This window comes from Cognataquiflexum rubidum (assembly GCF_022538115.1).
GTDB classification, from domain to species: domain Bacteria; phylum Bacteroidota; class Bacteroidia; order Cytophagales; family Cyclobacteriaceae; genus Cognataquiflexum; species Cognataquiflexum rubidum.
On sequence record NZ_JAKZAL010000024.1, the window covers coordinates 1 to 19892 of the forward strand.

Below are 19892 nucleotides of genomic sequence, written 5' to 3' on the forward strand. Positions count from 1 at the left end.
AACAGAGAAGTTAAGCCCTGCAGCGCCGATGGTACTGGGGTTACACCCGGGAGAGTAGGCCGCCGCCACATTATTCAGACCCTCAGATACATACCTGAGGGTCTTTTTGCATTTTTGGGAAATTTGGAAAAGAAGATTGGTTTTGAATCCAACATAATAATTTCATTATTGCCTCCATATAGAATGGGTTTTACAGAATTTTTCTGGGCCATACTTTTGAAAAGGGACAATAATGCGAAAAAATTAATTTATTCAGCCTCAAATGATCAACTTGAATTTGAAAATTAATCAAAATCATTTTATTAAAATTTTAAACTTATTGGTAGTAAAACAATTCTTAATAATATCAATATATAATTTGAAAAGAATAATTGAAGTATTTCATAATTTTATATTGATAATGAAAGACAATATATTATTTGGTAATTTTTAGTTGGTTATTTAGTAATATTTTTTTTTTGGTCAAAATTTCTCATATTACTGTTGTATTGTTTTAAAATAAAATTTTTATTCCTAGTCTGTTAGATTTATAAAATGTCACAAATACGCCAACTTGCAGCGATCATGTTCACTGATATTGTCGGATACACGGCATTGATGGGCAATGATGAACAAAAAGCCTTTGAATTATTAAGGAAAAACAGGGAAATCCATAAACCAGTAATAGATGAATTTGGTGGTAAGTTTATCAAAGAACTCGGTGATGGAGTCATGGCAAGCTTTCCTTCAGTGAGTAATGCTGTTTACGCCGCCATAAAAATCCAGAATTTATGCAATGAAGCAAATGTTTATAAACTTAGAATAGGAATTCATCAGGGAGAAGTCATTTTTGAGAATGAGGACATTTTTGGAGATGTAGTCAATATTGCAGCAAGAATACAGGCATTAGCAGCACCGGCGACTATATTCGTATCCGAATCCGTACAAAGAGATCTCACCAATAAAAATGACATCAGGTCAGAGTTTTTTAAAATTGAAAACCTTAAAAATGTAAAAGAGCCGGTCAAGGTCTATAGAATACTATCTGCATCATCCATTTCAAGCAGTAATCAAACCTCAGCCATAGAAAAGTCATCCATTATTCCTGAATATGATTATGATATCCATATCAGTTTCAGGTTTAATGATAATAAATATGATGGTTGGGTTTCCGAACTTGTCACAAAGCTCAAACAGGAACTGAGCGCTACCTGTAAAGATAAGCTTTCAATTTATTTCGATATTAATCCCGAAGATGAAAAGAAGAAATTCCTACAAGAAGACGGGTCTGTTTCCTCAAAAATTAAATCTTTGATTTTCATTCCGATTATTTCACAAACCTATTGTGATGTCGATTCACCTGTTTGGAAAAATGAATTCAAAGGATTTCAAGATGGGGTACTTAGTGAGAAAATGGGCAAAACCATTAAGCTATTGAATGACAATGTCGCTTCAAGGGTGATCCCGGTAAAAATCCACGATATAGATATGGAGGATATCAAACTACTTGAATCAGAACTTTCAGGTGGTTTACGTTCGATTGATTTTATTTTCAGAGAAGATGGTGTCAACCGCCCCCTGCTGCCCATAGATGACGAAAAGCAGGGAAATCCAAACAGGCCTATGTACCGAAATCAGATCAATAAATTGGCCAATGCTGTCAAGGATATTGTTTCGGGAGCCAAACTTTTTCAAAAAGAAAACTCTTTTGGATATACAGCCTTTTCGCCAACATCTACAAAAATTGTCCCTAATGTAGTCTCGACATCTTTGTCTTCCTCCCTTAAGGTTCAGATGATAGACCGTTCCAGACCAAACATTTTTTTGGCTTGGACATCCAATGACATAAAAGAAAAAAGAGAGGAGATGGCGATAATCCTCCAAAAAGCAGGATTCAATGTACTCCCTTCTATTGATTGCCCGGCAGATGATGAAGTGTTTAAAGCAAAGACGGTTGAAGCTCTAAAACAATGCGTTTGCTCGCTCCATATATTAAGTGGGGAATTTGGGAGACGATTCGAATCCGATGATGATGTTTCATTTCCACAATTCCAGTTTCTAGAGGCCAAAAAAAATATTGATTCACCAGGGGCGGAATTCAATTCATTTATTTGGTTGCATCCTGAAGCCTCTGGAACAATAAAATCTGCTCAACAGGAATTTATCAAGTACATAAGGAACAACATCACAAAAAACATGATGTTTTCCAATAGTGCAGGCCCCATGCAGTTGGTGGATGATATCAGAGTAGTAATGATGAAGGAGCAAGTGGAAATCTTCGACTCCAAGGATACCGATATCTTCTTTATTTTCAACCAGCAGGATGAACTTGAGGCAAAAGAAATTACGGACAGGTTGAGTTTGGAATACCCAATCGAAATCATGAATATCATGCCCGATGGTGAAGATCAATATAGGGAAGTGTCCTCACAGCAGATTCCAAAAAGTAAACTGGCAGTAGTTTATTTTAAATATGCTGCGGATTGGGCTTTGCCTTTCATAAAGCAAATCTGGAAAGAAGTAGGTGGTGCTTCTTCTCCTACCCCGATATTTTTTGTTGGCGAAGATGATCCTAGAAGTAACTTTGCACGGATTTTTAAAGCTCCAAAAGTGGTTTCCATTATTGTTCCGAAGGAGGAAGTGCCGGCAGAAGTCAAAAAAGTTTATACCACAGTTGTCAATCTCAAATAACGGGTATGTTTGAAGACTATCAAATATGCCCCTATACGGGACTGCGCTCTTTTACAGAAGAGGAATCTTTATACTTTAAGGGTAGGGAAGATGATATTGATGCTGCTACAGCCCAATTGCAGCGGAATAAGTTTTTGATGCTGACAGGTGCTTCGGGTGATGGCAAATCATCACTAGTCTATGCAGGGATCATTCCCAATGCCCGGGCAGGTTTCCTTAAATCGAAATATAGCCAATGGTGTGTTGCTGATTTTAGGCCTGAAAGATCCCCCTTCAAAAATCTGTGCAAGGCAATTGCGAATCAACTTGAAATTCCAAGCGAAATAACCGTTGAATCGGAACTTAAGCATGGTTTTTCTGCCATTGTTGATTTATATAGGAATTCTGATAGGTTTCTTGATGATGATGCTTTGGAGTGGCAGGCAGCCGACGAACGGAAAAAGGCAATTATTAAGAGAAAAGCAGCCAATTTGATAATCCTTGTGGATCAGTTTGAGGAATTTTTTACCAATCCTGAAAATTACGATAAAGGAGTTCCCTCAAAAGAAGCCAATCTGGTTTTAAATTTATTGCTGGAAACCTCTAAGATAGCATTGGATGAAGGACTGCCCATCTATGTTATTTTTACCATGAGGTCAGACTTCATTGGGCAATGCGCGGCTTTTCGTGGATTGCCTGAGTACATAGGATTTTCCCAGTTTTTTGTTCCCAGGCTTAATAGGGCCCAACTGCAATTGGTCATCGAAGAACCGGCTGTCCTAAGTGGAAATCAAATTACAAGAAGGCTGACTGAAAGACTGATCCATGATCTGACCGAGGGTGTAGATCAGCTTCCGATTCTTCAGCATGCACTCAATCAGATCTGGCATGCGGCCAATAATGGGACAGAAGAAATGGATCTGATTCATTATGCCATGGTTGGGGGAATGCCTGTATCCGAACTGCCGGAAGATCAGGTATTGAAATTTAAAAAATGGTTTGATGATCTGCCTGAAAATATCAAAGCCTGTTATCATGCACCGAGCCTACAGAATGTCCTTGATACCCATACCAATAAGCTATTTGAGCAGGCAAGGGCTTACTACATTGAAAATACAGGTAAGGATATTTCCAATGAAGACACAAAAGCAATTATCAAAAATACTTTTTCCTGCCTGACCAAAATTGACCAAAGCCGTGCGGTAAGAAACCGAATGACCCTACAAGAAATTACCAATATATTGGGTAGGAAGGAATTTGGCACGATGGAAGTCGGGGCGGTATTGAATATTTTCCGGGAACCGGGCAATACTTTTATCAGACCATTTATTTCCGATGATCCTGAAAGCCGTGCTCTTGGCGAAAATGACGTGCTTGACATTACCCATGAGAGTCTGATCCGTAATTGGGATTATCTCAAAAACTGGGCTGAGGAGGAATATAACAATTACACCGTTTATCTCGATTATGAGCAACAGCTGAACCGCTGGGTTGAAAGCGGAAAATCGAATGCTTTTTTAATGTCAATTGGGCCTTTGACCTATTTTGAAAATTGGATCAATAATCTAAACCCAAATATCCACTGGGTTTCCAGATACCTTCCGGAGGAATTTGATCAGGACAAGAAATTATCCAAGGCAAAAAATATCCTAAATAATTCTCAGGAATTCTTAAACAAGAGTGCCAGAAAACATGTGGTGACCAGGACAGTCATGCGCTATGGAGCAAAAAGAATCGGGATTGCCATTGCTTTGATTGCCTTTTTGGTTTTCAGTTCTTTTGCCATTAGGCAATACCTTAGACAGCAGAATTCATATATTTTAAATTCCATTAAGGAAGAGTCAATAAAATTAGTCAATAGTCCGAAAGTGGCATTTGAGGATAGAATATATCTCATAGCGGAGCAAATGAAGCTTGACCTTACCAATATAGATGAGGTGATCAATGCCATTCCCGACCCAATCGAAAAAATCAATATTTCAACAGGAATTGCTACAATGTTGGTGTTTCAGGGTAGAGACGAGCCAAAAAAAGAGATTTTCAGAAGTTTGGCCCTTGCGGACAGTGTAGCATCTGAGTATAGCCAATTCAATAATTCATCTTCTGCATTATCTGCCATTTTGAAGCAATTGAATTTTCTGCGTGCGACTCTGGAACTGGCTTATTATTATAATCCTGATCCTCAAATCAATATTTGGAAAATGGAAAATGCAAAGCGGTCAGGGGAAATAATTTTTCATATTCTCCAAACCCGTCCTGCAGATTTCAGTGATATCAAAAATTTCACTTTGGCACTGGAACATGCCGTGAACTATTCGGTTTTTAATCAAGAACAAACCAGTGAACTTATTCAAATACTGTCCTCATTTGAAAAGGAAACTAAATCGGATTGGATTAAAGTGAATTTTGATGAGGATAAGCTACTTCAAAGAGGAAATGGCGAATATGGCTTTAAATTCAATGGGCTTTATCAGCAATTAGCCTATTTATATGCCTCACAAGGCAATAGTGAAAAGGTGTTGGATTGTATGGATGTTTTATTGGCCAATTCCCAAAACAATTACCAAGGGGATTACGCTGCGGGTGCGGATAATGCAGCCAATATAGCTGCTGTATTTTACAAGTTTGGTCATGAAAAGGCTTTGGATCATTTTGTGAATGGCTATACTCAGAGAAAGAATATTTCTTCCGAAGAATTTTATATCCGAGTTTTAGGCCGGATGTTAAAATCTGTTACCACCATCAGTAATCTTCATTTATTTCCATTTATGGATGAAACGCAAAATCTAAACCTACAATTCAGTGATAGGGCTCAAATTGGGTTTTTCTTTTCCAAATATAGGGAAGTGGTGATTCGGGATATCCAGGTTCCTGACCAAAGAAATTTTTTGATCGCACTTTCCTATAAAAATGAAGGAATTCTAAAAAACATCAATTATGAAGATCCCAATCCGGGAGAGCTTACTGTTAATCAATTATTGGACAAATCTGTTGAATATTATCGGACAATTGCTCCTTCTTTCCTTGAGGAACCCACGACATTTATAGGAGTTGCAGCAACGGATGATTTGATCTTTCCCCGGAAATTTTTATTCATTTACCCTGATATAAGACTTAGCTTTGCTCCTTTGGAACCAAGGGTATTCTTTTTCTTTTATTTTTCTGATGTTTTTATCGAGTATTTATTGGACAATCAGCTAATGGAGTTCTTTTATCCAAGTAAGGCTGAGCTTGATTTTATTTCTATATGGTTACAGAATTACAAATCAAAAGTTTGGGCACCTAATGGCTTTGTGGTTAAACCGGTCCGTTCTGATGTATTTCAAAAATTGGACATAGAACTGTCCAAAAGAGAGAATATTGCACAGGTGGATCTGAATTTATTGTACTTATTTTTAGGTGAAAGGGCATATCAAAGAAATGAAGAAGAAGTAATGCATGCCTATTATCAAAAAATTAACCCTGACATTTTATTAAACAATCTTCGTACCAAGGAATATGGAAACCAGGTAAATAATTATGTGTTAAGATTGATAGCAACAGCTACTGAAGGTTTGGCAAATTCCGAGAGTTTTGACGAGATCTTTAGATTGATAAAACCATTCAACAAAGCCATCAATAGGTCTTCAATTTATGCCTATGCAGCAAAAGACCTCCTCTACAAAAAAACAAATCCAGAAATGGCAAAAAGGCTTTTGGACTCTGCCAGAGTTGAGTTTGACAGAACCGGAATTGTCACCACAGGCCAACCACATAGAATACAACTTGCCTACGCCAATACCCTTTATGACCCGAAAGAAAATTTGGAGGAGTCTTTTAGAATTATAAAAAACTTACAGCTGAAAATTCTTGCTAATCAATTTATTGTACGCTCTTTGGGATTTCATTTTTACTTATATGAGGCTAAAAGCCGTTTTCCTGAAAATATTTCTGATGGAGACCAAGCTATTTTGTTGAGTGAAATATTATATGGATATGCAGAGGGCAAAGGAGAGTTAGAGGATAAATGGTCTGAATTCCAGGAAAATTATCTTTGGAATGTTACCAAATGGATTATTTACCTTGATGAAAGCAGCTGATATGAATAATATATGTCCATATACCGGTTTAAGGTCATTTACTGAGGATGAAAGCATTTATTTTAAAGGCCGGGATCATCAGATAGATCAGCTTACTGCCTTGTTGGAGCAGAATAAATTCTTGATGGTAACCGGCGCCTCAGGTGAAGGAAAGTCATCTTTGATTTATGCCGGGTTGATTCCCAACGCCAGGGCAGGCTTTTTCAAAGCGAAATACACCAATTGGGTAGTAGCCGACTTCCGTCCGGAGCGTAGTCCTGTCAAGAACATGGCCTCAGCTATTGCTGATAAATTCAACATTCTAGATTCAACGGTTGAAACAGAATTGAGAAGAGGATTTTCATCCCTGATTGATTTATATACCAATTCCGATTTTTATATAGACGAGCAGGATGAAAAGTGGCAGGATTTAGACGAAACAGGAAAGAGAAACAGAAAGAGAAAGGCTGCCAATTTAATGATCATTGTGGATCAGTTTGAGGAATTTTTTACCAATCCCGAAAACTTCTACAAGGAAGCCCCTTCACAGGATTCACAAATTGTCGTGAATCTGATTTTGGAAACCGCACGCATTGCCCTCAAAAAGAACATACCCGTGTATGTGGTCTGTACCATGCGTTCAGATTACATTGGGCAGTGTTCTGCATTCAGAGGGCTTCCTGAATATATAGGTTTTTCACAGTTTTTCGTGCCTCGATTAAAACGAAAAGATCTAAAACAGGTAGTTGAGGAACCTGCGATATTGAGTGGAAACAGGATTTCCCAAAGGTTGATTGAGCGATTGGTGTATGACCTGTCAGAAGGCTTGGATCAACTCCCTATTTTGCAGCATGCCTTGACTCAGATCTGGTTAGCTGCGGATAGTGGGTCTGAGGAAATGGATCTCATTCATTATGCAAAAGTCGGGGGGATGGCGGCTAATGAATTGCCGGAAAATGATCAAAAAATATTCCTGCAATGGTTCAAAACTTTGCCTGAACATCAGCGGGTATATTATCATCAGACCGGTTTGAGTAAGGTTATTGAAATCCATGCCAGCATTTTATATGAAAATGCATGGGAATATTACAATAAGAATAATCCTGAAAATCCCATTTCTCAGCAAGAAGCCAAGCGGGTTATCGCATTGACTTTTAGCGGACTTACAAAAATTGACAATAGTAGGGCAGTTAGGAATCGGATGAGTTTGGGAGAACTTACCGAAATCATCAATACGCCTAATCTTACTGCCAAGGTTGTGGGTGGAGTTCTGAATATTTTTAGGGAAGAAGGGAATTCATTTATCAGACCTTTCAAAACAGAAGATCCTGAAACCCATGTTTTACAAGATGAAACGGTTTTGGATATTACCCATGAAAGTTTGATCCGGAACTGGAATAAACTCAATGCCTGGGCCAATCAGGAATTTGAGTTCTATAGCATCTTTTTAGATTTTAAAAAACAATTGGATCGTTGGAAGGATAATAAAAAAAGCAGAAATTTTTTACTTCCGATTGGGCCCTTGTCATTTTTCGAAAACTGGTATGAGGAATGTAAACCGAACGTGGGTTGGATCAAAAGGTATTCAGAAATCAAAGAAAATGATGAAATAAGGACGAAGGAAGCCCAAAAACTCTTAGCTGAAATCCAGGAGTTTCTGAAGCGAAGCAGTAGAAATGTGATTTTTACCCGGACTTTTATGAAGTATGGTCCCCAAAGGATAGGGACCTTTTTTGCCATTTTGGTGATGATAGTGTTAAGCGGTTTTTATTGGTATGACGCAGAGCAAAAAGCAAATGAGCGGGTCATTGAGCGGGCTAGAAAGGAATCTGTAACGTTTTTGAATAGTCCGGAAGTAAACAACCAAGATAAGGCGATTTATCTGCTTGCAGAAGAGCGTTTTGAATCAGGCTATTTGACTTCATTTTTGAATTCGATTAATCAAAAGGATAGAATTTCTTTGGCTATTGACACTTATAAATTTTTGATTTATGTAGATAAGCATATTGAAGACCCAATTAGGAGTTTGGTTGTCGATTTTATTTTTAAGGATCTGCAATCACCGGAGTCTTCAATTGAATCAGATTATATTTTGGCTCAGACCAATAAGTTTATGCTTATTCTGATGAGAGATAATTATTATAGCCCCTCAAAAGAAAATGGAGAAATTATTTCAGATTTAACAGAAAGGAACAAGAATAGAGTCCTGGATTTTTATAAGGCAACAGGTCAGTTTAGTCCAACGCTTCCTTTTGAGCTAAATTTGGCCATTCAGCTTTGGCTTACCGATGGCAAAGCAAATATTCAAGAAATAGATGAAGTTCTTCAGACCATTTCACCTGCTGAAAGCGAGGAAGGAAGAAATGCTTTCTCCCGATATTATCCAAAGGGAAGTTTTGAACCCAACGGGAGACAACCAGTGGATTTTAACAACGGTTACCATTCTTTGGCTTCACTTTATGCCAGCAAAGGAGATATCATTGGAGTGGAATGGGCCTTTAACCAATTACTGGATAATGGCCAAAGGGAGTACTTTGAATTGGGAAGGGTATTTAATAATCACCAAAATATTTTGGGGTATTTATACCAATATAAGTTTAGGGATCTAGCGCCAAGGTTAGTAAAATGGATAGCAACCAATACGTTTGACAACCCCGAAATAACGATCTATAGAAACACGGTAATCCGGTCAGGATATATTTCACATCTATATGTTTGGGCCAATCTTGAGCCTCAGGGCTTAAGGTCCTATCGAGGGTATATTTATCCGAATCTATTCTTTTCAGACCGATCTGTTTATGACCAGATGAGTGAGGATTACGAATTATATATCAATCAGATCAAAAACCCCTCAGAACGCAATTATCAATTGGCGATCAATACTAAAAGAAAGGCTGTTTTTACCCACAAATATTGGTTTGACCGTCAAATGGAAGTCAATCAGGATTTGTTGGATTCTTGGTTGGACACTGCGTTTGAATATTATTCGAAGTTAGATGCCAACTATTTAGAAGAAAAAATAGCTTCAACTATCCCATACTATAATGATGGGGTTAGGACAACTCAGCCTACCAGAAAGGAATTGTTTATTTATCCTGACTATCGGGATGGTTGGTTCAGTTGGAACTACCATTCAGATATGTTCTATCAGTATATGGATAGAAAAGGATTGTTGTCAAAAATGTTCACCACAGGGGATGATTTACAGACTATACATTTCTGGATTGCCAAAGCATTTGAAGTTAAAGCCTTTCCTCCTCCGGGTACGGTGGATAACGAGTATCCACTTGCAGATGAAACATTAACCCATGTATTGAATTTTCTGGAGGATCATCCCAAGGGTACAGAGGTCGATAAAAACCTGTTTTATTTGATTTTGGCCAACAGGGCATTTGATAAGGCGGATACAGCGAAAGGATTTGAATATTACCGAAAATTCGATCAACAGGCTATTTCCAGGTCTTCCAATAAATATGAGTATGTGGAAAAAAACTTTTTTCTTAATATGATGACCCAGCTTGCAGCTAATTTAGTACAGTATGGTAAAATTAAAGAGTCCGTTGAATTGGTGGAAAGATTTCCAGGTGATGCGGAAAAGGCCTTCCCATATATTGCGATGGCTAAAAGAGCCTATAAAACCAATTCCGATCCACAGGCATTTGTTTTTTTAGATTCTGTTTCTGCCAAAACAGCAAACTTGGATTTCAATATTCTATTTCGACCATTGGATAGCAGGCCTTATTTTATCAATGTGTTATCCACAATAGGCAGTCAAAGAATCAATAGTCTTGCCCGTGAAATTTTGAGGGATATTCCAGAGCAACAGAAATTCGATGCTTTATATGAATTGGTATCAGGATTGGCAAGGGAAGGTAATTATTATAGGGCATTGATAGCAATCCCAAATAACCTGACAGAGTCACAGGATTTGCAATGCAGAGGCTTGATTTTGTTGGAAGCTTCTAAAAGAAAGGAACTGGAGTCAGGAGATAACCGCTGGAAAGAATTGGATAATTTTCTTGAATGGACTGAAATCTATTTTAATTTCTTGATAAACTGATGAAGAAATATAACACATATTATTACCTGTTATTTGTCCTTTTGGTGATGGGTGGATTTGCTTCCATGGCACAGAACAGCTACGGTTTCAAAATCATGGGGTTGGTTGCCTTTATTTTTGGTTTGTTGTTTGTTACCCAGTTGGTTTATGTTTTTAGGAATAAATCAAAAATTGATTACCTGGTTATTTGCGAACTGATCGGATTGTTTACCATTTCGATTATCCTGGGCTTAAGGGTATATTATATCCATTTTGATTTGGTCGAATTGATATTCGGATTAGCGGGTGGCTTATTAATGGCAGTTTATGGAGTAAAAGCAGTTCAGCTATTCAAAGAAATCAACTCTAAAAACAAGGTATTGGCGTTGCTGGTTTTATGTTTTTACGTGAGTTTGATATCCTATATTTTATCAATGACAGTAATTCCATTCTTCCCCATTTTTTCTGAAGTTTTCGGTATTCTTGCCTTTTTATTACTGATAATTTTCGGTGTAGTATCATTTAGGAAAAAGCAAATGCATTATGGGTCTGACAAGGCAACTTCTATTTCGGTTATTGTTGGGAATAAGGACAGGTCCATCATCCTGATGTCACTTTTTCTATTATTTACGGTATACATGGGGCTATCCAAAGTGGAAGTGCTTCCCAAAATGTATTCAGATGAATTTCCCCAAGCTTATTTTGAATTGGTCAACACGGCAGAGATGGGTCAGGGTGAAGCCGTAGATGGAAAATACAAGCATGAAGAATTCAAAGAGAAATTTGAAAAGTTCTTGGAGAATTCGGAGAGAAGGAATGCCCGGTAGTGTTGTCATTTTTATATAAGACAATAGACACAAGAATCAAGACGTAAGACGTAAGACAAAAAACAAATAGCCCTGAACCCTTATTTTTTCTGGCTAAATCAACTTTTGGCATCTCGCAGCCAAACCCCGAATTGCTTGAAATGGTGCATGATGTGTTTGTAGTGAAATCTATCCCATTCCTCCTTATTGAGGTACCCGAATCTAGGATGGACTTCGGACGCGTCGCTATCTTTCTCATAATATTCCATGTATTCATCCCAAGCCAGTAAGAGTGCTTCCTTGGCTTTTTCCAGATCAGAAAATTTTAAGGGATAGAGTTCTCCGGTATCATTTGGAGGAGTCATGCCCATTGGCATTTCAAGTTCTGTGAACAACAGGATGTCTTTTGACTTGAGTGCCCTTTCACTGGGAGTAAGGGGAGGATATTTGATTTTGCCTACAGAAAGTTTCAATGTCAGGGTTAAATGTTCCACCATATGCTGTGCAGTCATTTTTCCAAATATGGGTTCTGTATCATCTTTGAGCATTTTCAAAGAATCCTGGATTTGAGATGCTGTAAGTACCATGGAGATTGTGGTTTTTCAAATTCATGAGAAATATAAAAAAGCGCCTGATAATATCAGACGCTTTTGGATTGGTATAAATAACTCTAAATTTTTAGCTTTTAACTTCCACACATCTCGCACTCATCAGGATTGTCAAGGGAACATGCGATAGCACCTTGCTTTTGCCCTTTGGTCAAGTCCATGGTAGGGGTTGATGCGATGACAGTTTTTTCAGGCTCTAAAGCACCTTTATCAACAGTGAATTGGATCGCTGCAGTAGCTGCCTGAGACCTCAAATAGTACATCCCTGTCTTTAGACCTTTCTTCCATGCATAGAAGTGCATAGAGGTTAATTTACCAAAGTTGGGGTCCTGCATAAAGACGTTCATACTCTGTGATTGACAGATATATGCTCCTCTGTCTGCAGCCATGTCAATGATGATTTTTTGAGAGATTTCCCAAACTGTCTTGTACAGATCCTTGATGTTTTGTGGGACATCAGGAAGTTTCTGTACAGATCCATTGGCTGCAATCAGTCTGTTTTTCATATTGTCATTCCAAAGACCAAGGCTGATGAGATCTTTCATCAAGTGCTTGTTTGCAATGATGAATTCACCTGAAAGCGTTCTTCTGGTATATACGTTCGAAGTATATGGTTCAAAACATTCATTATTTCCCAAGATTTGAGAAGTAGAAGCGGTTGGCATTGGAGCTACCAAAAGGGAATTTCTCACACCATGCTGTAAAACTTGCTCCTTAAGGGAATCCCATTGCCATCTGCCTGATTTTGGAGTTACACCCCACATGTCAAATTGGAATATGCCTTTAGATGCAGGAGATCCTTCATAAGTTTCATACGGCCCATGAATTTTTGCCAATTCCATGGAAGTTTCCATGGCGGCAAAGTAAATGGTTTCGAAGATGTCTTCATTCAGACCTTTTGCTTCTGCGGATTCAAAAGGCATTCTCAGCATGATAAAGGCATCAGCCAATCCTTGTACGCCGAGCCCGATAGGTCTGTGTCGGAAGTTGGATCTCTTTGCTTCCTCTACCGGATAGTAATTGACATCAATTACTTTGTTCAGGTTTCTGGTAGCAACTTTTGTGATTTCATACAACTTCTGATGGTCAAAGAATTTTTTTCCATCTGGTCCGGTTGTTACATATTTTGGGAGTGCAATGGATGCAAGGTTACAGACAGCAACCTCATCAGGTGCAGTATATTCTAGTATTTCTGTGCAAAGATTGGAAGATTTGATCGTTCCAAGATTTTGCTGGTTGGATTTTTTATTTGCCGAATCCTTATACAACATGTATGGAGTACCGGTTTCGATCTGTGATTCCAATATTTCAAACCAAAGCTCTTGTGCTTTTACGACTTCTCTCGCGCGGCCTTCTCTCTCATATTTTTCGTAAAGTCTTTCAAATTCTTCACTGTGGCAATCTGCCAATCCCGGTGCTTCATTTGGACAGAAAAGAGACCAATCCTCATTCTCTTCCACTCTTCTCATGAAAAGGTCAGGTATCCACATGGCATAGAAAAGATCTCTTGCTCTCATTTCTTCTTTGCCATGATTTCTTTTCAATTCCAAGAAATCTTTCACATCTGCATGCCATGGCTCCAAATAAATAGCAAAACTGCCTTTTCTCTTTCCTCCACCCTGATCCACATACCTTGCGGTCATGTCAAAGTTTCTAAGCATGGGCACTATTCCGTTAGAAACACCATTTGTGCCTCGGATATAACTGCCTTTTGCCCTAACATTATGGATAGAAAGCCCGATGCCGCCTGCAGATTGGGATATTTTTGCGCATTGCTTTAGCGTATCATAGATCCCGTCAATGCTATCATCTTTCATTGTCAATAAGAAACAAGATGAAAGCTGTGGCTTAGGCGTGCCGGCATTGAATAGGGTTGGAGTGGCATGTGTAAACCACTTTTGGGAAAGTAAGTGGTAAGTTTCAATAGCAGCTTCCACATCCTCTTTATGGATCCCTACAGCGACTCTCATGAGCATGTGCTGCGGTCTTTCCACAACCTTATTATCCAAACGGATCAAATAACTTTTCTCTAAAGTCTTGAATCCGAAATAATCATAGTCAAAGTCTCTGTTGTAATCAATCGCTTCGTCAAGCTTAGCCGCATGGTTTTTTACCACACCATATACATCTGGAGCGATCAAAGCTGCATTCTCTCCCGTCTTCGGATTGACATAGGTGTATAGCCTTTTCATCGTATTTGAGAAAGACTGAGAGGTAGTTTTCTGTAGATTGGATATGGCTATCCGAGCAGCTAAGATCGCGTAATCAGGATGCTTTACAGTCAATGATGCTGAAACTTCAGCAGCAAGATTATCGAGTTCTGTGGTGGTAACTCCGTCATAAAGGCCGTCAATTACCTTTTTTGCGACTTCGATTGGATGGATATAATTGATATCCAGACCATAACATAGGTTTTCTATTCTAGCGGTTATTTTGTCGAACCGTACAGATTCGCGACGGCCATCTCTTTTTATTACTAACATGACAAATGGATTTGGGTTAGTGGTGAAATAATTTTAGAAATCTTCTCCGATGGAGAACTTAGGGGATTCGACCAATTCTTTGGACTTCATCACCCCAGCCTTTTGGTAATCACCAACCCTTTTTTCAAAGAAATTGGTTTTGCCCTGAAGGGAAATCATGTCCATAAAGTCAAATGGGTTGGTACTGTTCCATACTTTGGCACAGCCCAGTTCTACAAGAAGTCTGTCGGCGACAAACTCTATATATTGGCACATCAAATCGGCATTCATACCGATCAATTTGACAGGCAATGCATCTGTGACAAATTCTTTTTCGATAGCAACTGCATCTTCAATTATTCTTGTTACAGTTTCTTTAGGAAGATGGTTGACAACGTGCTGTGTGTACAAATGACAAGCAAAATCACAGTGAAGCCCCTCATCTCTTGAAATCAATTCATTGGAAAAGGTTAGCCCAGGCATGAGGCCTCTTTTCTTCATCCAAAAGATGGAACAAAAAGAACCTGAGAAAAATATTCCTTCGACAGCAGCAAAAGCAATCAGTCTTTCCTGGAAATTACCGTTGTCGATCCACCTCAAAGCCCAATCCGCTTTTTTCCTTACACATTCGATGTGCTCCAGGGCATTCAAAAGCCTGTCTCTTTCGACATTGTCTTTGATGTAGGTATCTATCAATAAACTGTAGGTCTCCGAGTGGATATTTTCCATGGCGATCTGGAAACCATAAAAAAACTTGGCTTCGGTATATTGTACTTCGGCCACAAAATGCTCAGCAAGGTTTTCATTTACTATCCCGTCGCTTGCAGCAAAAAAAGCCAAAACGTGCGATATAAAGTGTCTTTCTCCGTCATTCAGGTTTTTCCAGTCTTTTAAGTCTTGACTCAGGTCAATTTCTTCGGCTGTCCAAAAACTGGCCTCCGCCTTTTTGTAGTATTGCCAGATGTCGTCATGCTGGATGGGAAATAAAACGAAACGGTTTTTGTTCTCTTGGAGAATTGGTTCAAAGTGTTGCATTACTCTTAAATGTTTTGGGGTTAGTCTTCTTTAAAAGGAGAGAGAAGGCTATATTAAACTCCTAAATACTGCTGGGAAGAAAAGGCCATTTTTTCAGAACAGCCTTCAACAAATATGATGAAGAATTTCCAAAAATAAAACCCCGAGAACGTCTAAATGCTTCGTTTTTTGAATTTAATTCAAAAAATATATAAACATCATAAAATCAATATTTTAAAGTCATTTATATAAATCATAGATTTAATTTAAAATTACTGTATGAGGCATCAAAACTTTTTTTGATGTCCACAAATATTTTTTTTCGACCTGTTTTTAAGAAGGTTTTTGAATAAAAGTCAAAATAATATTGTAAAAATAATTAATGTGTATAGATCTCAAAATTTGACCTATCTATACAACCGGTCCTGAGTTTTCAATTGCTGTATCAATGTCGTTTAGATAAGCTTTTGCGTTATACAAACCTTTTCCAAAGTTGGGACCAGACCCTGAAAACCTTAAAACATCCATTCCGAACTTTGGAAAAGTTTATCGAATCTCCCCTAATTAAACGACATTGATTGCTGTATATATAAGATAATGTCAGGTAATTCTTAGGGATACTTTTTTATTAATGAAAGAGTAATTATATTTGCACCTCAATTTCCTAAAGACATTAAAATCATTCTATGTACGCAATTGTCAACATCGCAGGAAAGCAGTTCAAAGTAACTAAAGATCAGCACGTTTATGCACCATTGTTGCAGGGCGAGGCTGGCGCTTCCGTGGAATTTGATCAGGTATTATTGGCCGAGGCCGATGGTGCAGTATCAATTGGGGCCCCAACCATTGCAGGGGCCAAGGTATCAGGAAAAATTCTTGATCACGTTAAAGGTGGTAAAGTAATCGTCTTCAAAAAGAAGAGAAGAAAAGGTTACAAAAAGAAAAACGGCCACAGACAAGACTTCACAAAAGTATTGATTGAAAGCATTTCATTATAAGATTTCGCAAGAAGTCCTAAACGTATAAAATCATGGCTCACAAAAAAGGCGTCGGTAGTTCCAGAAACGGTAGAGAATCACACAGCAAAAGACTAGGTGTGAAGAAATTTGGTGGTGAGGCAGTAGTTGCCGGAAACATCATTATCAGACAAAGAGGTACAAAGCACCATCCTGGTGAAAATGTAGGTATCGGCAAGGACCATACCCTGTTTGCACTTGTACCGGGAAAAGTTGAATTCAGAAGGAAGTTTGACGGTAAATCTTATGTTACCGTTGTACCTGCTGAAGCATAACAATCATTTTTCCAAGCATCAGAAAGGCTTCTCCTAACGGGGAAGCCTTTTTTGGTTTTACTACTCCTGATCGATTTTTGGAATTAGAATATATTGGAACGATTCAGTCGGCTTTTTTTGATTCTCCAATCACCTGCCTGTCATGTAAAAAGATTTTTAATTGTGAATTCAGCAGTTGAACTTCATACCTGATGAACTCAATAAAATTATATCCATGAAATCTCTCCAGATACAAATTCTGATTTTGTTTTTGATATATTCAAATCAAGCCATAAGCCAAAACAAACCTTTGGAAATCAAAGATTATGCACGGTGGTCCAGAATCGTCACGGCCACTCCTGCTTCTGATGGTAAGTGGTTTGCTTATGCACTAAGACCCAACGGTGGAGACGATACACTCCACCTCAAATCCCTGACTGATGGCATTCTAAAACGCATTCCATTTGGATTGAATCCGAGTTTTTCAGAAAACAGTAATTTCTTTTCCTATTTTTCCAAACCCAATAAGGCAGAGACTGAAAAACTCAAAAAGGAAAAAAAACCTATTCTCCAAAAAGCATATTTGCAATCTCTCATTGGAGGTGATTCATTTGAGGTTGAATCTGCCCATTCTATGGATTTTTCATCCGATGAAAAATACTGGTTGGTTCACCGTCAAAAAGAAGAGGGAGATAAAGAGTCCCATAAAGGTTCAGATTTAGTGGTTTACATTACTACGGAGGGAAAATCTTTTGTGATAGGGAATGTTTCCGAATTTGCATTGAATAAAAAGTCCTCCCACTTGGCGTACATAGTAGATGCTAAGGACAAAATAGGAAACGGTATTTATTTATTGAACTTAACCACCATGTCTACTAACGTCCTAGATTCTGATCAAAAATCCTATCAGGGGCTGGTTTGGGATGATAAAGAAAGTAAAAAGAAGGAGTGGTCAAGCAAGGGCAATCGGTTTGCGGTTTTGAAAGGAGAAAAAATTGACTCATTGGAGCAGCAGGTGAATGAGTTGCTTGTAGTTTCTGAAATTAATGCCAAGCCGGTAATTCAAACCCTGAATTCCGAAAATCCCGATTTCCCAAAACAATTTGTCATAAGCGAAAAATCCAATCTGCGTTTTTTGCAGGATGGTAGTTCAGTTTGGTTTGGGATCAAAGAGCAAGAAATCAAATTCAAGGCGGATAAAGACACCATTCCAAATGTGGATGTATGGCATTGGAAAGACAGCTATATCCAATCAGTGCAAATAGTACGTGCAAATAGGGACCGGAACGCAACATTTTCCTCGATTTACCTTTTTGGGCAAAACAAATTTGTCAGGCTTTCAGATGATGATTTAAAAACAGTTTTGTCCTCAGGACACAATGTATTTAAAATAGGACTAGACGAAAAACCCTATATCAGTGATATCAATTGGGGAGTGTCGCCGGCAGATATGTATAGGGTAAATGTCAAAAATGGAGAGCGAATTTTGGTTGAAAAATTGGTAAATAGGCCATTGCAACAATCTCCGGACGGGAAATACTACCTGTACCAAAAAGATACCTCAATTATTGCTTACAATCTTGAAACCAACACCAAAATTAATGTATCATCAAAAGCCAATGTAAAATTCATGGATTTGGAACATCCTTATCCCCATGAAAAACCTCCTTATGGAGTTGCAGGTTGGACAAAAGACGGGAAGAATGTCATATTGAACCACAAATTTGACCTTTGGATATTGGCCTTGGACGGAAGCAAAGCCGAAAATATTACCAAGATAGGTGACAAAGAGGAAATCAGGTTCAGACACTTTAAATTGGACAAAGAAGAAGAATGGATAGACACCAAAAAACCAATATTATTGGAAGCCTACGGGGAATGGACCAAGAAAAATGGCTATTACGAACTTAAATTGGGCGGTAATCCGGCACCTCTTTTCTATGTAGATGCGATGATAGGTTCATTGCAAAAGCCGGAAAAGGCTGAAAAATTGTTTTTCACCAAACAAACCTTCGAAGAGTTTCCTGACTTTTTTACATCAGATTCAAAATTTGGAAGTATCCAAAAAATCACTGACGCAAATCCCCAACAAGAAGAGTATGCTTGGGGTCGTAGAAAATTGGTTGATTTCACCAATAGTAAAGGGCAGCGTTTGCAGGGGACGCTGACATTGCCTGCGGGTTATATCGAAGGGAAACAGTATCCTACCATTATGTATTTTTATGAAAAAATGTCTGACCGTCATCATGCTTATTCCATGCCTGTATATGACGATAGACCTCATTTTTCTACTTATGCAAGCAATGGTTATATGGTTTTCATGCCTGATATTATATTTGAGGAGGGTAAACCCGGAACAAGTTCCTTGGATGCAGTAACTTCAGCAGCAAAAAAATTAATTGAATTGGGTTTTGCTGACAAAAACAATATAGGTCTTCAGGGACATAGCTGGGGTGGTTACCAGACTTCTTTTATTCTTACCCAAACTGACATGTTCAAGTGTATCGTCACGGGTGCTCCACCGACCAATCTTGAAAGCTTCTATAATAACATCTATGGAAGTTCGGGGACGGTTCATCATGGGATTATGGAAATAGGTCAGGTAAGAATGGGTCGGGGAGTTACGCCTTGGACACATAGGGAAGATTATAACCGGGAAAATCCTATGCGCCATGTTCCCAATATCAAAACTCCTTTTTTGATCCTGCATGGCACAAAAGATGGAGCTGTGGATTGGGGACAAGGCTTGGAACTTTATAATGCAGCAAGAAGAATGGGGAAAGAGGTGATATTTCTTTCATATCCCAATGAAGGTCACCATCTTTCTAATGAAGCCAATCAAAAGGACTTTCAGGTGAGAATGAAAGCTTATTTTGATCATTATCTGATGAATTTGCCTGCACCGGAATGGATGGAAAATGGTGTTCCCCATTTAGATAAACTTTACGACAAGGTAAAATAACAAGGAACAAATTGAGACTTCCTC

At 38.4% G+C, this 19892-nt stretch carries 11 protein-coding genes; 8 read left to right on the forward strand and 3 right to left on the reverse strand.

What is annotated here, in order from left to right:
- The 5 genes from MMU05_RS19590 to MMU05_RS19610 form a co-directional block, all read left to right on the forward strand.
- A partial coding sequence (locus MMU05_RS19590; RefSeq protein WP_241143359.1) for a hypothetical protein occupies nucleotides 1-288 on the forward strand: 288 nt, incomplete at its 5' end.
- Between the two features lie 246 nt (nucleotides 289-534).
- Nucleotides 535-2670 (forward strand): adenylate/guanylate cyclase domain-containing protein, encoded by a 2136-nt coding sequence (locus tag MMU05_RS19595; protein WP_241143360.1) that lies wholly within the window; start codon nucleotides 535-537, stop codon nucleotides 2668-2670.
- Between the two features lie 5 nt (nucleotides 2671-2675).
- Nucleotides 2676-6728, forward strand: a complete 4053-nt coding sequence (locus MMU05_RS19600) for an ATP-binding protein (protein WP_241143361.1) — start codon at nucleotides 2676-2678, stop codon at nucleotides 6726-6728.
- Between the two features lies 1 nt (nucleotide 6729).
- Entirely contained in the window at nucleotides 6730-10767 is a 4038-nt protein-coding gene (locus MMU05_RS19605; RefSeq protein ID WP_241143362.1) for an ATP-binding protein, read from the forward strand.
- The gene (locus MMU05_RS19610) at nucleotides 10767-11573 is read left to right on the forward strand and encodes a hypothetical protein (RefSeq protein ID WP_241143363.1); all 807 of its coding nucleotides are present in this window, start codon (nucleotides 10767-10769) and stop codon (nucleotides 11571-11573) included. Before MMU05_RS19605 ends, MMU05_RS19610 begins: the two co-directional genes overlap by 1 nt.
- Nucleotides 11574-11671: 98 nt before the next feature.
- Here MMU05_RS19610 and MMU05_RS19615 read toward each other — a convergent pair whose 3' ends face one another.
- The 3 genes from MMU05_RS19615 to MMU05_RS19625 form a co-directional block, all read right to left on the reverse strand.
- Nucleotides 11672-12139, reverse strand: coding sequence for a DUF1569 domain-containing protein (locus MMU05_RS19615; protein WP_241143364.1), 468 nt, complete (start codon nucleotides 12137-12139; stop codon nucleotides 11672-11674).
- A 98-nt stretch (nucleotides 12140-12237) separates the two neighbouring features.
- Nucleotides 12238-14643 (reverse strand): ribonucleoside-diphosphate reductase subunit alpha, encoded by a 2406-nt coding sequence (locus MMU05_RS19620; protein WP_241143365.1) that lies wholly within the window; start codon nucleotides 14641-14643, stop codon nucleotides 12238-12240.
- 33 nt (nucleotides 14644-14676) lie between these two features.
- Nucleotides 14677-15657, reverse strand: a complete 981-nt coding sequence (locus MMU05_RS19625; protein ID WP_241143366.1) for a ribonucleotide-diphosphate reductase subunit beta — start codon at nucleotides 15655-15657, stop codon at nucleotides 14677-14679.
- 665 nt (nucleotides 15658-16322) lie between these two features.
- Between MMU05_RS19625 and rplU the strand changes: the two genes are divergently transcribed.
- The 3 genes from rplU to MMU05_RS19640 all read left to right on the forward strand — a co-directional run bounded on the left by rplU (nucleotide 16323) and on the right by MMU05_RS19640 (nucleotide 19868).
- A complete protein-coding gene (gene rplU / locus MMU05_RS19630) occupies nucleotides 16323-16634 on the forward strand; it encodes a 50S ribosomal protein L21 (protein ID WP_241143367.1) in 312 nt (103 codons plus the stop codon).
- Between the two features lie 32 nt (nucleotides 16635-16666).
- Entirely contained in the window at nucleotides 16667-16927 is a 261-nt protein-coding gene (gene rpmA, locus MMU05_RS19635) for a 50S ribosomal protein L27 (RefSeq protein WP_241143368.1), read from the forward strand.
- Between the two features lie 214 nt (nucleotides 16928-17141).
- The gene (locus tag MMU05_RS19640) at nucleotides 17142-19868 is read left to right on the forward strand and encodes an alpha/beta hydrolase family protein (RefSeq protein ID WP_241143369.1); all 2727 of its coding nucleotides are present in this window, start codon (nucleotides 17142-17144) and stop codon (nucleotides 19866-19868) included.
- Nucleotides 19869-19892 lie beyond the last annotated feature (24 nt).

Bases quoted from the DNA above. Each gene is read 5' to 3' on its own strand.
- MMU05_RS19595 (WP_241143360.1), top strand. From the start codon at position 535: ATGTCACAAATACGCCAACTTGCAGCGATCATGTTCACTGATATTGTC.
- MMU05_RS19600 (WP_241143361.1), top strand. From the start codon at position 2,676: ATGTTTGAAGACTATCAAATATGCCCCTATACGGGACTGCGCTCTTTT.
- MMU05_RS19605 (WP_241143362.1), top strand. From the start codon at position 6,730: ATGAATAATATATGTCCATATACCGGTTTAAGGTCATTTACTGAGGAT.
- MMU05_RS19610 (WP_241143363.1), top strand. From the start codon at position 10,767: ATGAAGAAATATAACACATATTATTACCTGTTATTTGTCCTTTTGGTG.
- MMU05_RS19615 (WP_241143364.1), bottom strand. From the start codon at position 12,139: ATGGTACTTACAGCATCTCAAATCCAGGATTCTTTGAAAATGCTCAAA.
- MMU05_RS19620 (WP_241143365.1), bottom strand. From the start codon at position 14,643: ATGTTAGTAATAAAAAGAGATGGCCGTCGCGAATCTGTACGGTTCGAC.
- MMU05_RS19625 (WP_241143366.1), bottom strand. From the start codon at position 15,657: ATGCAACACTTTGAACCAATTCTCCAAGAGAACAAAAACCGTTTCGTT.
- rplU (WP_241143367.1), top strand. From the start codon at position 16,323: ATGTACGCAATTGTCAACATCGCAGGAAAGCAGTTCAAAGTAACTAAA.
- rpmA (WP_241143368.1), top strand. From the start codon at position 16,667: ATGGCTCACAAAAAAGGCGTCGGTAGTTCCAGAAACGGTAGAGAATCA.
- MMU05_RS19640 (WP_241143369.1), top strand. From the start codon at position 17,142: ATGAAATCTCTCCAGATACAAATTCTGATTTTGTTTTTGATATATTCA.